Source organism: Mesobacillus maritimus (assembly GCF_044803185.1).
GTDB classification, from domain to species: Bacteria; Bacillota; Bacilli; order Bacillales; family Cytobacillaceae; genus Mesobacillus_B; species Mesobacillus_B maritimus_B.
Genome location: NZ_CP085225.1, coordinates 1,356,110 through 1,369,627, shown reverse-complemented (window position 1 = coordinate 1,369,627; position 13,518 = coordinate 1,356,110). Strand labels below are relative to the sequence as shown.

Genomic DNA, 13,518 nt, shown 5'->3' with positions numbered 1-13,518 from the left:
TTCACTTTATTTGTCCTTTTTTGATGGGCTGTTTGCCGAGATGGCTGCAGTCATCGTTACGTGACTACGTTCATGGGTTTTAGACGCATTCACAAAGGATTGCTCAAGGGTTTTAAACACATCATTTGCATCCCCATCAAGGCGAGACGCATAATGAATCCCCTTGGTGAACGTTCCGTGATCCTTCGCCACCTCTACCTGGTCAGCAATAATCTGCATATAATCTGGATTGTTCATTGGGTAGAGAGCAAATTGAGTCGCTACCTCCACTTTTTCTTTGCTTGATGCTTCTTCATTCAAGCGCTCATCATTTTCTGACATATAACTATCCCCTTCACTATCTCCAGGGCACCCAACAGAAAATGTACCATTAAAAACAACGTGAACACCCGTTTTAGCTGCGTGGATAAAGATAGCCTTGGCCACATCAAAAACGTGTTCACTACGCCCTCTAATACATGTTGTGACATCATCTGTTTCCATCCAAACCTTGCTTGTATCAACCTCTTTTAATGCCCCTAAAATCACATCCACAAAATTGTCTGCCATAGGATAGACTGAAAAACGACACCCTACGATTCTACTTGTTCCACAACTTAAACCTTGCATTCTACCATCCTCCTGATTTTTCATTTTACTTCCGTTTCGCCTTTAGGTCAGGTTGCGTACACTCCAAAAAAACACAAAAAACTGCATCTCCAAATAGGGAGATGCAGTGAATGTCATAAAAGAATATACAGTAAAACAATGAAGTCACTTACACTTCCCAACGCTAGCATTACCTAGTTCTGGTCATGAGGGTCAGCAGGAATTTCACCTACTTCTCAGCCTTACAGCTCCCCTAGTGCGAAACGAATATGAATTTGTCTCATTCATTGTACGATAAATCTTATCATTTGGAAATAACATTTTTCTGTTTTTTCAAAAGTATGGAAAATAATTTCTTTAACCAAAGTCGCGCTTAACCTTGAATTGAGACACCTCTACTGTTCGCCCATTCCATCAAGATACTTTGACTCAAAGAGATCGAGCAAGGCACGGGCTTCATCGGATGACTCTGTGTTCATTAATTGATTTCTTAATTCACTCGCCCCTCGAAATCCTTTAACATAAATCTTAAAAAAGCGATGCAGAGCCTTGTACGAACGTAGCTCATATTGATCATGGAGATCCAGGTGCAATCTTAAGAGATCAAGCAATTCCTTACTGCTGTGCTCCTTCTTTTCTTTTTCAAAGGCAAATGGATTAGCGAAAATACCACGCCCAATCATCACCCCATCAACACCATATTGCTCCACGAGTTGCAAGCCCGTTTGACGGTCAGGAATATCCCCATTGATCGTCAAAAGGGTATCTGGTGCCACCTGGTCACGAAGGTACTTAATCTCCGGGATTAGCTCCCAATGAGCATCTACTTTGCTCATTTCCTCTCTTGTCCGCAGATGAATGGAAAGATTCGCGATGTCTTGTTTTAAGATGTGCTTTAGCCAGTCCTGCCATTCGCCTACCTCCGAGAAACCTAGCCTAGTTTTTACACTTACGGGTAATCCTCCTGCTTTTGCTGCTTGGATTAATTCTGCAGCAACATCCGGACGACGAATAAGGCCACTTCCCTTGCCATTCTGCGTCACATTCGGTACAGGACAGCCCATATTAATATCTAGACCCTTAAAGCCCATTTCCGCCATCCCAATACTCATTTGTCGAAAGTTTTCAGGCTTGTCCCCCCAAATATGGGCAACAATTGGTTGTTCATCCTCTGTAAAAGTCAAACGCCCACGCACACTTTGAATTCCATCTGGGTGACAATAACTCTCACTATTTGTAAACTCTGTAAAAAACACATCAGGTCTTGCTGCTTCACTTACTACATGACGAAAAACAACATCAGTTACATCTTCCATTGGTGCCAGTATAAAAAAAGGTCGTGGTAAATCACGCCAAAAATTATCGTTCATTTTTAATTCAAATCCTCTCATAATGGGATACCAGGCCAACCCCTTATCCCAAAATTAAAAAGCAGAATGTCCCTGCTTCTTTTACACTTATACCATGCTTAAGCACTTTTTATCAAACTGATTGTAAATGGTTATTTTCACCAAATCGCATGTTTATTTTTAACTCCACATCTCTGCACAATCAAAAAAGTCTCCTTTTAATGAGAAAAAACCGACTTTGTGTTTTAAACAGTCGGTTTTTTATCGGGGATTGATTATCAATAGCTTCTCTCGCCAACCAAGGCTTTGTTACTTGATTCTTCTACCCTATTCCTTAAATCAGCGCCAGATGGATTCTGGAATACTCTAAGTCCAAACTCTGGTGCAACGGCAAATAGATGGTCAAAGATATCAGATTGCACCGTTTCATACACGTCCCACTGGACGGAATTTGTGAAGGCATAAATTTCGATTGGCAACCCGTGTTCACTATGAGCCAGCTGTCTAACCATTAAGGTCATATTCTGATGGATTCCTTCGTGATTTTTGAGGTAATTGCTGATATACGCCCTAAAAACACCAATATTGGTCAAGGCCCTACCATTCACAGGATTTTCCCGATTAATTTGATTTTTGGCATTGTACTCGGTAATTTCCCTTTCCTTTTGAATGATGTAGTCGGAAAGGTACTGAACTTTTATGAATTTCTCCATCATTTCCTCGGTGCAAAATGTGATACTGCTTGTATCTACGTACAAAGAGCGCTTGATACGTCGACCGCCTGAGTTTTCCATCCCTCTCCAGTTTATAAAAGAATCAGAAATAAGGGCATAACTTGGGATCATGGTTATTGTTTTGTCAAAGTTTTGAACCATTACAGTATTTAAAGAAATATCAATAACGTCACCATCTGCTCCATATTTTGGCATTTCAACCCAGTCACCAACCCGAACCATATCATTGCCAGTCAACTGAATTCCTGCCACTAATCCTAATAACGAATCCTTAAAAACTAACATCAAAACGGCCGAGAGAGCACCAAACCCACTTAATAGAATAAGAGGACTCTTCCCTATTAGATTCGAGATTACTAAGATGAACCCAAGAGTCATAATTATTATGTTAACCACCTGAATATATCCTTTAATAGGCTTAACCTTGGATATTTCAAAGGTTTGATAAATGTCATTCAATGCATTTAGTAAGCTTTGAATAAACACTAACCCGACAATAATGATATAGGCAATCGCCAATTTCTCGATGATTGATTGATAGTTTGGAAAGGTTGAAGAAAACGAATAAATAATAACCGCAGGAACAATATGGGACAACTTTCGAAAAACCTTTCTGTCCAAAATGATTTTACCCCACTTGACCTTGGAGTTTGTCACGATACGAGTAATAATCCTGATCACGATTTTCTTTGAAATAAAATTTGCGACGATACAGATAAGCCCTATTAGCAGGACCTTGATAATAATTGAAAGATATTCTACTAATCTAGGATCTAGTTCCATATCCAGTAGTAAATTATTAATAAATTGCATTTGTTCTCCTCCGTTTTAATTTGCATCATAAGCAACTTTACGGGTAAAGGATCGGTACTGTCAATTCCTACTTTTTCAATAACGTAAAAATGGTTCTTTTGCCCCTAAGTTGTCAGCCCCCAGTTTCCAGGAGTCAGTCAAATGAAAGTGTTCATACATTTCAGGAAACGAAAAAGGCAACACCCACAAGGGTTAGTTGCCTTCTTTTTCAAATGAAATTTGTCCGTCTCCTGGCATCCTTATTATCTTTGGGCTAACATCTAAATACGCATTAATGCGCCATCAGGCTTTGGTAACTCTCGATCTGTTATCTGATTCATTTTACAATAATGTTCAAAAAATTGTTGTGCCAACTCTCGTTCCTTTGGGTCACTTTTCAACGAAACGATATCAAGCAAAATTTGAGCCATCCATAAATTATCAAAATAACGGTATTTGCCTGTATTCCATGTCATTTTATGAGGGGTTTTTTCATTTACGTAATATTTCCAGAAAAGCATCTGATCCGATTCCTGTTCTGTAAGTTGGAGTCTGTATTTTGAATGAGCAGGAATATTTCCATCTTCACAAAGCTTACCGATAAACTCCTCATTCACCATATAGACACCCAAGATACGTCTGTCTTTTTCAGGTATGTCGGAATCGATTGCTGTTAACAGGACAGCGCTATTTTGGTGCAAACGGATAGGTTTATTTGGCTTCCCTTTGTTCGTACCACTTTTTATTTCGCCTGAAAAAACCTGCCACTCTGAAAGAGAACGACTCTGTTCTTCTGTGTCACACCAAAAAACCATTTGTGATTCGGGATGAAGTTTATGTTTTTTCATAAGTTTTTCATGTTCTAAGCGAAGTTCCTGGTTTTTTCGTTGTAGTTTTTTTTCCTCTTCCTTCTTCCATTCCTCTGCCTTTCGTTCCATTTCCTTTTTTTGTATAATCTTCTCAAGTGAATTAGCAACACTCTTATCATGTAATATTAGGTGCTCTCCAAATACATCAGGGTAAACAAACTTTTTAGTTTCCGTTGCGAAATGTATTTCAATACTAGAATCATTATGTTGGACGATACTCCCCATGCCAAAACGCTTGTGTGTAACTTTCTTATTGATTAGATTCATTATTCTAGTCCTCCTTGTAGAAAAAGCTCCGTTACTAATAGATAGTAAATTGAGCATTTTATTCAACTAACTTACCTTAAAAGCTCACACAACTGTTTGGATATTTCTTCGGTTTAAAAAAGGATATTAAAAAAACGTATCCATCATTCATCTGCATAAAATACAGCGGAATTCGGAATACGATGTAAAAAAACAATTGTAAGACAATTATAACATTTTTTAAAAAATATTGCAAATTTCTTATTGACAACCTATTTTATCGCGAGTTAAAATAGAATTTTATTTTAATCACTAACTTCCCAGTACAGCCCGAATTCTCGCGATGGTTTTCATTTCACTTCCTTATAAATGAAGGAGTCTTGTCGTTAATTTAGTAACAGCAATAGTAAAATAAGGGGATATTTTTCCGTTAAATGCAGAAAAGAGCTCGTTCCGGGGTATATAAGGGAAGGTTTTCCCCCTATTTCAAGCAAAATTACCTATTTTCACGTTTTTCGAGTCGATAGGCGGAATTTCTCCCTCTATTTAGGCTAATTTTCAGTACTATTTATTAATTAAGGGAAATTTCTCCTTCTATTTTATAAGATCGGTGCTTAACCTGAACTACACAACCGATAAGAGCGGACGCTCAGATTCCAGATGAGGAAATCAGCATCTTTTTATCGACTAAGTGGTCTGGTCCAACTCATGCTTGGGTGCAAAAAAAACGGCCCAGTATGAATCTACTGCGCCAAATACATCATATTTATTACAAGCTTTGCTACACCTTCCAAATGTCCACAGTGTATGTGGCAACAAATGGGTGGGACCCCCTCATTATTCCCCTACCCAAAATCAGTTTGTTTCACTTACTATACGACCCTATTTATTTTTAAAAACATTCCCTCATTGTATTTTTTGCCTCTTATAGATATTCCATGTGTGGTTAAGCGGTCCACTACCTTTTCCCAGATCAAGCATTGCCCCCAATGCACCTGATACATATTCCTTCGCTAATTGAATCGATAGTTCCAAATCCATGCCCTTGGCGAGACCTGATGCGATGGCACTGGATAAGGTGCACCCAGTTCCATGAGTATTTTTATTGTCAATTCTCTCCCCTATGAACCAACTGTACTTATGATCCCAATAAAATAAATCATTAGCATCGTTTATGCTGTGTCCACCCTTGCATAGAACGGCACATCCGTATTCATTACTGATGATTTTTGCCGCTTTAATCATATCGGCTTCATTTACAATGGGTATTCCTGATAAAACAGAAGCCTCCGGAATATTTGGCGTCAATAAAATTGCCTGATGAAATATGTAGTTCTTTAACGTTTCCACTGCATCATCCTGAAGAAGCTTTGAACCGCTAGTGGAAATCATTACCGGATCTACAACAATGTTTTTTGCATGATAAAACTTCAGCTTTTCTGATATCGTTTTAATCAGTCCAGCTGATGAAACCATGCCAATTTTCACCGCATCCGGATAGATATCAGTAAAAATACTATCCAACTGTTTGCCTAAGAATTCTGGAGTAACTTCCACGATATCCGTAACACCAGTTGTATTCTGAGCAGTAAGCGCAGTAACTGCACTCATGGCATATACGCCATTTGCGGTCATTGTCTTAATATCTGCCTGGATGCCGGCGCCTCCTGAGGAATCGCTCCCTGCAATTGTTAATGCTGTCTTCATTTCTCCCTCCATCCCGCTGTATACACAGCTTTTTATCTAGTGGCAAAAGGTGGTACCCCAATTTTCTATTAAATCTTTTATATAGATTCTCTTTTAAAAAAGCATGAATACTACTTTATGTGTAAAAATGATAAGTTTACTAGTTTATTTACTGATTGGGTTAAGCTTATTTAAGTTCCAAGCTTTAACTAGATTAGTAGCTTCCAACTTTGGATCATCAGCCTCTGTTACAGCGGACACCACGAAGAAGCCGTCCACTCCGGTATGTGCAAGCGGAGGGATATCGGCAAGCTTAACACCGCCACCGATTACGACCGGAATTGGGCTGATTTTAGCAAGCTCAGAAATTTCGTCCAAACTTCTAATCACTATTTTTCCATCCAAATCCAGGCCACAGTCCGGTTTTGTCTTCGTTTCATGCAGCGGTCCAGCGCCAAAATAGTCAATCTGAGAGACATCTACTGTTTTGATATACTCGAATAATTCATGCGTTCTGGCTGATAAGCCCACGATTGAATCTTCGCCTAAGTATTCCCGACAGACACCCACTGGGATATCCGATTGTCCAACGTGGATTCCATCAACTTTTATCCCTTGTTTTCTTGCAGCTAGGATTACGTCAAGGCGGTCATTCACGAGCAGCGCAACTTCATCCGACTTGCCAGCTTGTTCGATTACCTCGGAAGCTTCACGGGTCAACTGAATCAATTCAATTGCAGAGGCAACCTTTGTACGGATTTGTACACATGTAAACCCTGCCTCAATTGCATCTTTAATGATTGTCACAGCGGGCCGGCCTTTTGTATTCTCAGGGCCCACAACAAGGTATGCTGAAATATCAATATTTTTTCTAATGCTCATTTTGTCCTCCTAAAATATCGTTGACTTTAACGACTTTTGTATTCATCATGTTCGTAAACCCAGGCCGTATATCTGCCTTGAGAACCACTTCCGTACGGATTCCTTTGGCGGCAAGGACAAACGTTGCGTCTTTTACAACCTTCATCACTTCATCCCACTCCCCTTCAATCTCTGTAAACATGGAAGTTGTATGATGTGGTAAGCCTGACTCACGAATGACTTTCACCACTTCGGCTATCTCAGATGCAAGTTCCTCACCTTTGCCGAAAGGCGCGATTGCAACGGCAATTAGTGTATTCATAGATTAAACCTCCTCAATTTCAAATGGATTGTTTCCTATATCCGCTGCGGTTGCTTTATACAGTTCATCAAGGAACTGAACCTGAAAACTTCCGGGCCCATCCACCTTATTTCCAGCACGGGCTCCAGCTAAATTGTAGACTGCAGTTGCAGTAAGCGCCGCAATAAACGGCGAGGTGGCTGTTGCATAGACCGCGACGACTCCACCCAATGAACATCCTGACCCAGTAATTTTCTCCATAAAGTGCGACCCTCCATGAGAGATGGCAATGACGGAACCGTCGGTGATTAAATCCGTTTTGCCCGATACGGCAACAGCCCCTCCTGTCCATTTGGCCAACGCAACAGCTGCAGCCTTTGCGGTGCTTACTGAATCTGTAGAATCCACTCCTCGGACATTGGATACATCCGTACCACCGTCCAACTCCCACAAACCAGCCAATGCGATAATTTCCGAAGCATTTCCTCTAATCACACTGGGTTTATACTCTTTAAACTGCTGTAACAGTTGAGTTCTCAGCGAGCCAATACCTACTGCAACTGGATCTAAGACCCATGGCTTCTCCATATCATGCAAAGTTTTTGCTGTATGAGGTAGAGTCTGCTCATAGATTGTGAGAAGCGTACCGACGTTTATGTAGGTGGCTCCTCCGGCCTTTGCCAAAAATTCACCCTCATCGGGCAGATAAACCATAGCAGCGGATCCCCCGACGGCAAGCTGTGCATTAGCCACAAAATTGATCGTTACCGTGTTGGTAATCGACCCTGCCATAGGATTTGTCCTTTTTACGGTTTCAACTGCCTGAATCATCTGGTTTTGAATGTCCTCTTTCGTAATCATTTGATCGTACTCCTTTCCCAGATAGGTTTGTTTGATAGAATCTCAGAATTTGATATCAACCCACACTTAAGTCTGATAACCTCAGACATACAACCTTTTAATCTAGTTTCATTCTTTTCAAATATTGAGGAAACCAGTCATTTTGCCCCATCCATTTTAGCTGTTGATGATGGAATTTTGTTTCTCGATGGGCCATTCTTCTTGTCGATAAGCCATGTCCCAAAACGAGTATTCATATTGACTGCTAATCACAAAAAGCTCGGACATCCGCTCCCGATCTGATTCCGTTACCTTCTCAGCAATCTCATCGATACGGTTGATTTGTTCCATAACCTTTTCATGAAACCATTCACCACCGTATGCAGCAATCCATTCTTGGTAGATCGGTTCCTTTGGTGTCATACCTTTTAGTCGCTGCCCGATTTCATCATAAAGCCAATAGCAAGGGAGTAATGCTGCAATAATATCACCGAGTTGACCAACACATGCTGCACGATAAAGATGAGAGGTATAGGCATATGCAGTAGGAGCAGGCTTAAATTTCGCTAGTTCAGCTTCAGTAATCCCTAATTGTTTGGAAAAATTAGCATGTAGTTTCAGTTCAGCTTCGGCTGTTCCCTGTGCATGTACAGCCAAGCGGGCAGTTGTATGTAAATCTGGTGCCTTGGCCGCTCCAAATGCTTGCACTCTTGCAAAATGAGAAAGATAATAAGAGTCCTGTAACACGTAATAGCGAAAGCTTTTCAGTGATAAGCTTCCATCCGCAATTCCTTTGACAAAAGGATGCTGAAAGCTTGCCTCCCAAATCGTATCTACTTCTTGTCGTAACTGCTGTGAAAATGTCATAAAACCCCTCCAAAAATAAGTATTATGCGAGGCCAAGTGGAATAAAAAAACCACTTTCCTTTTGAATAAAGAAAGTGGTTTTTATGGAAATTATATTAAAATTAAACAAGAAAATTTCCTCTATCCCACTTCCCTACGCTGGTATAAACCAGATCAGGTTCTAAGAGTCTTAAAGTCACACTTTAATCTCAGCCATTATGATGGCACCCCTAGTGGTGAAAAATATTAAGTTTTCCAACTCATTTCAGTATTATCTTAACATTCTTAAAATGGTTGTCAAGAAGATATATTGATTAGTAGTGTCGATTTCTCATTGAAACAAAACTCCGTAAAAGTTTAGTCCTCGGTGATCAAAAAATCCCCCTTATTTGGAGCAATGAGTTCACCATCCAAAATCGGCTAATTTGGCACATCTATGCTCGTTAATTCCGGAAGAGCTGAGGTAACTTGGTTATTATGGCGTTTATAAAAACAAACCTCTAATTTGTTTAAAAATTACTCAGTGCCTATCACGACTCGAGATATGCCATTTTTTGTCGACCCTAGTTCATACAGACTTACAGCAAAATGACCCAGTCTAGTGACTGAGCCAAACAGCTTTTTATTAATCCTTATGAACAAGCTTTCCCGCACACTCCATAAGTCCAGCGTGTATGTGGGCAACACAACTTATTCTTCTTTCAATATAAGTTGCGCCACACACTCCACATGTCCAGAGTGTATGTGGCAACACATGAGGTGCTGGTGAGTTAGAGCAACAATTTAAGTATATTTGAGGAACAATTTCCCAAGTATACAGCTCCGTACATTTTAAAATTGATTTTTTCTAATTTGCGATTAACCTCAGCGTTATAAAAATTGATTAGTGGTACTGTAATATCACTTTATAACAATCATAGATCCTAAACAAGAGATTAGATTTAAGGAAAGCCATCCTTTAACCGAAGGGTTGGGACATGCAGTGGACATCCTTAATGGGAGTCCGATTAGAAGTTTATCCTCAATTGGTAATTTATTTGTGTTCAAATTTACTCTTTAAACACAACAATTGGATTTTTAATAACATCCATTACTTTTGCTGCTGGCATGCCGTTTTCAAGGAGTTGGACCATGACCTTCATATACCTGTGAATATGATGGAAATATTTTTTATAGCCTTGACATAAATAGTTTAATCCTGGTTCACCATCAGGTGTTGTCAAAAAACGGTGTTTTGGGCACTCTCCATGGCAGGCAAACTTTACTTCACAAGTTTGGCAATACTTCGGTAATGTTGACTTTTTCGCTTGGCCAAATTCAAACTGCTGGATAGAATCCATCATTTCCTTAAAGGTTTGATTTTGGATATTCCCAAGCTTAAAGTCCGGATACATAAAGTGATCGCAAGAATACACATCCCCGTTATGTTCAATGATGGCTGCTTTCCCACATGTCTCTGAAAAAATACAGACGGTCGCCGGAAGTCCCATCCATGATACTAATGAACTTTCGAAATTCATTACATTGACAGTTCCCACATCATTTCTGACCCATTCTTCAAAAATCGTAATGAGGAAGTCTCCATATTTCTCAGAGTCTACAGTCCATGGTGCTAAATGTATGTCTTCTTCTGCGGCTGAAGCAGGAGTAGCATGTCTCAGGCCTAATTCTTTGGCCTGTTCATCTGCTATTCTCTCTACGATCGGAATAAATTGAATATATTCAACACCTTCGTTTTTCAAAAAGTGATAGATTTCTAATGCTTGATTGGAAGATTCATTGGTGACACATGTCAACACATTGTATTGCACGCCATACTTCTGCAAGTTATGGAGAGTATTTAACACCCGGTCAAAAGTTGGCTTGTCCCCTCGATCTACACGATAACGGTCATGGATCTCTTTTGGACCATCTAAGCTTAAACCGACTAAAAATTGATTTTCTGCTAAAAAAGGAAACCATTCATCTGTAAACAGTGTTCCGTTTGTTTGAAGGGAATTGGTGATTCTCTTTCCAGCGGCATGTTTCTTTTGGAGTTCAACGACTTTTTTATAAAAATTCAAGCCCATTAAAGTCGGTTCTCCCCCTTGCCATACAAAAGGAATTTCCTCAGCATCCTGGGCATGTATATAATTTTTAATAAAGTTCTCAAGTGTCTCCTCTGACATACGAAAAGGAGTTTTCGGTTCGAAAAGCGACACCTTTTCCGTATAAAAGCAATAATGACAATCTAAGTTACAAATTGGACCTGACGGTTTCGCTAGCATATGAAAGTTGTTTTTTGCTTTTTCTATTGTTTTATCCATTCCTTTTCCTCTCATAAAAAGTAGTAAACCAGTGACAAAAGATTCTGCCACCGGTTGTTCAATTTACTTCCCTGGTACGATAAACTCTGCGTCATCTCCAAGGCTATAATGCACTTTGACTAACTTCCCTTTAAATTCGAATTCACCTTGATCTGCATAGGCTTGGCTGACAGGGTAAGCTGTATCCTTGCCTACATCAAGACCTTCAAAGGAAATCTTGTATAGCTGTGTATTTTCCAGCTCGACTTCTCCCACTTTGGTATCGTTGATATAAAGAGTTCCAACTCCTTTATGAGAACCCATTTTATCAAATTGATACGTGATCACCGATTCTCCAGTAGGGACGTCCATATTCGATTCAATTTTATAGCCTCTTTCCCCAATTCGATACTCATAGAACACTTTATTATTTTGAATATAGAACGTATATCCCGCTTCTAAACCGCCGTGTGCAAGAAGAACACCCTCTTGTGTCGTATTCTCCCGTTCGATTGGGATCGTGATTTCATAGGAACGATTGATAATTGGAGCGACTGCTGAATCAGTCAACCGGTCCATTCCTAGGTAATACGTGTATTCATTTTTTGCTCGTAATGTATCAGAAGGAACTGATAAGAACCCTTCAATAAAAATATCTGTTAATGGCAGAGCTCCATATTTTTCCGCTTCTTTAAACCACAACTTTTGAAGCTCCTTCAATCTCTCTGGATATTCGGCTGCCAGGTTATTTGTTTCAGAGAAATCTGCCTCTACATGGTAAAGGAACCATTCATCATTCTCAAAATCATCGCCTTTTTTATGACTTGTGAAGGCTTTCCACCCATCATGATAAATGGCACGGTTGCCGGAAACTTCAAAATACTGAGTCTCCCTGCCTTCTGCCTTAGGATTTGTCAATGTATTCTTGAAACTTTGTCCAGAGATATCCATTTGCTTGACACCTTTGATTTCTTTTGGCGGTTTAACATCTAGAATGTCATAGACAGTAGGCGTAATATCGCTGACATTTACATATTGTGTGCGGATTGAACCTGGATCCTCAATTAATTCCGGGTGGTAAACAATTAATGGTGTATTAATTCCGCCGGCGAAGGCAGAGTTTTTATATTGGCTGAATGGTGTATTGCTTACCTGAGCCCATCCTGTTGGATAATCCGTTCCTGCCTCTGGACTGCCCAGCATATCTTTATATTTTTGGTTGTCTTCAAGTGATTCCTTGATACCGTTAAATGCCAGTGTTCGACTAACAGATCCATTTGTTTTTCCCCCGGCACTAGCTCCGTTATCGGATAAGACAACAATCATTGTATCGTCTAATTGATCTTTTTCACGCAAATTATCAAGTAGCTTTCCAACCTGTTCATCTGTATGCGTTAACATTCCTGCATACGTTTCCTGAAAATTAGCGTAAAGCTCTTGTTCTTCTGGTGTCAACTCATCCCACGGTTTAATACCTGGATTGGAAGGAGGTAATTTTGTATTCTCAGGGATGATGCCGAGCTTTTTCTGTTCTTCAAAACGAGCTTGTCTAATTTTATCCCAGCCTTCATCGTACACTCCTTCATACATTTTCTTGTATTCTTCCGGCACTTGATGAGGTGAGTGCTGAGCGCCAAAGGTCAAGTATAGGAAAAATTCTTTGTCTGGATGGACACTCGTATGATTGGTAATATACCTGTTAGCGTTTTCAACAATTGCTTCAGAAAAATGATAATTGTCATCGATAGGCGATGGAATTTGTGTATTATCAATCGTTAAGTCTGGACGATATTGATCAGAAGAATCTTCAATAAAGCCATAGTATTGGTCGAATCCTTTTTGAAGCGGCCAGTTATCATATGGTCCTGCTGGTGTAGTTTGATCCGTTGGAGCTAAATGCCATTTCCCTGCTGCATATGTATTGTACCCGTTTTCATTCAACACCTCAGCAATTGTACCAGCTTCCGGTTTAATAGCACCACGCTTATTAGGAAATTCTGGTCCCATATCAAAATTCGTGACTGTACCTACTCCGACTTCATGTGAATTCCTTCCTGTTAAAAGGGAAGCACGTGTCGGTGAACATAGCGGTGTTACATGCGCATTATTGTATCGCAGTCC

The 13,518-nt window shown here is 39.9% G+C and carries 11 protein-coding genes and 2 riboswitches; all 11 genes read right to left on the bottom strand.

From position 1 onward, the window contains the following. Positions 1 to 6: 6 nt before the first annotated feature. Positions 7 to 609, bottom strand: coding sequence for a YkoF family thiamine/hydroxymethylpyrimidine-binding protein (locus LG336_RS06660; RefSeq protein ID WP_404331781.1), 603 nt, complete (start codon positions 607 to 609; stop codon positions 7 to 9). Between the two features lie 138 nt (positions 610 to 747). Then, a riboswitch (TPP riboswitch) is annotated at positions 748 to 853 on the bottom strand. Positions 854 to 983: 130 nt separating this feature from the next. After that, on the bottom strand, positions 984 to 1,958 hold the full coding sequence (locus LG336_RS06655) for a tRNA dihydrouridine synthase (RefSeq protein ID WP_404331780.1): 975 nt from the start codon (positions 1,956 to 1,958) through the stop codon (positions 984 to 986). Between the two features lie 257 nt (positions 1,959 to 2,215). Then, the gene (locus LG336_RS06650; RefSeq protein ID WP_404331779.1) at positions 2,216 to 3,484 is read right to left on the bottom strand and encodes a mechanosensitive ion channel family protein; all 1,269 of its coding nucleotides are present in this window, start codon (positions 3,482 to 3,484) and stop codon (positions 2,216 to 2,218) included. A gap of 260 nt (positions 3,485 to 3,744) precedes the next feature. Next, entirely contained in the window at positions 3,745 to 4,599 is an 855-nt protein-coding gene (locus tag LG336_RS06645) for a malate synthase (protein WP_404331778.1), read from the bottom strand. Between the two features lie 885 nt (positions 4,600 to 5,484). Then, a complete protein-coding gene (gene thiD / locus LG336_RS06640; RefSeq protein WP_404331777.1) occupies positions 5,485 to 6,285 on the bottom strand; it encodes a bifunctional hydroxymethylpyrimidine kinase/phosphomethylpyrimidine kinase in 801 nt (266 codons plus the stop codon). Positions 6,286 to 6,429: 144 nt separating this feature from the next. After that, positions 6,430 to 7,146, bottom strand: coding sequence for a thiamine phosphate synthase (locus LG336_RS06635; protein WP_404331776.1), 717 nt, complete (start codon positions 7,144 to 7,146; stop codon positions 6,430 to 6,432). Then, positions 7,136 to 7,447 carry an MTH1187 family thiamine-binding protein gene (locus LG336_RS06630; RefSeq protein ID WP_404331775.1) on the bottom strand — a complete coding sequence of 104 codons (312 nt, stop codon included), beginning with the start codon at positions 7,445 to 7,447 and terminating at the stop codon, positions 7,136 to 7,138. Before LG336_RS06630 ends, LG336_RS06635 begins: the two co-directional genes overlap by 11 nt. Positions 7,448 to 7,450: 3 nt before the next feature. Beyond that, positions 7,451 to 8,287 carry a hydroxyethylthiazole kinase gene (gene thiM, locus LG336_RS06625; protein WP_404331774.1) on the bottom strand — a complete coding sequence of 279 codons (837 nt, stop codon included), beginning with the start codon at positions 8,285 to 8,287 and terminating at the stop codon, positions 7,451 to 7,453. A gap of 156 nt (positions 8,288 to 8,443) precedes the next feature. Further along, positions 8,444 to 9,133 carry a thiaminase II gene (tenA, locus tag LG336_RS06620; RefSeq protein ID WP_404331773.1) on the bottom strand — a complete coding sequence of 230 codons (690 nt, stop codon included), beginning with the start codon at positions 9,131 to 9,133 and terminating at the stop codon, positions 8,444 to 8,446. Between the two features lie 113 nt (positions 9,134 to 9,246). Next, a riboswitch (TPP riboswitch) is annotated at positions 9,247 to 9,354 on the bottom strand. Between the two features lie 807 nt (positions 9,355 to 10,161). Beyond that, entirely contained in the window at positions 10,162 to 11,418 is a 1,257-nt protein-coding gene (locus LG336_RS06615) for an anaerobic sulfatase maturase (RefSeq protein WP_404331772.1), read from the bottom strand. Between the two features lie 63 nt (positions 11,419 to 11,481). Beyond that, entirely contained in the window at positions 11,482 to 13,515 is a 2,034-nt protein-coding gene (locus tag LG336_RS06610) for an arylsulfatase (RefSeq protein ID WP_404333110.1), read from the bottom strand. Positions 13,516 to 13,518: the final 3 nt, after the last annotated feature.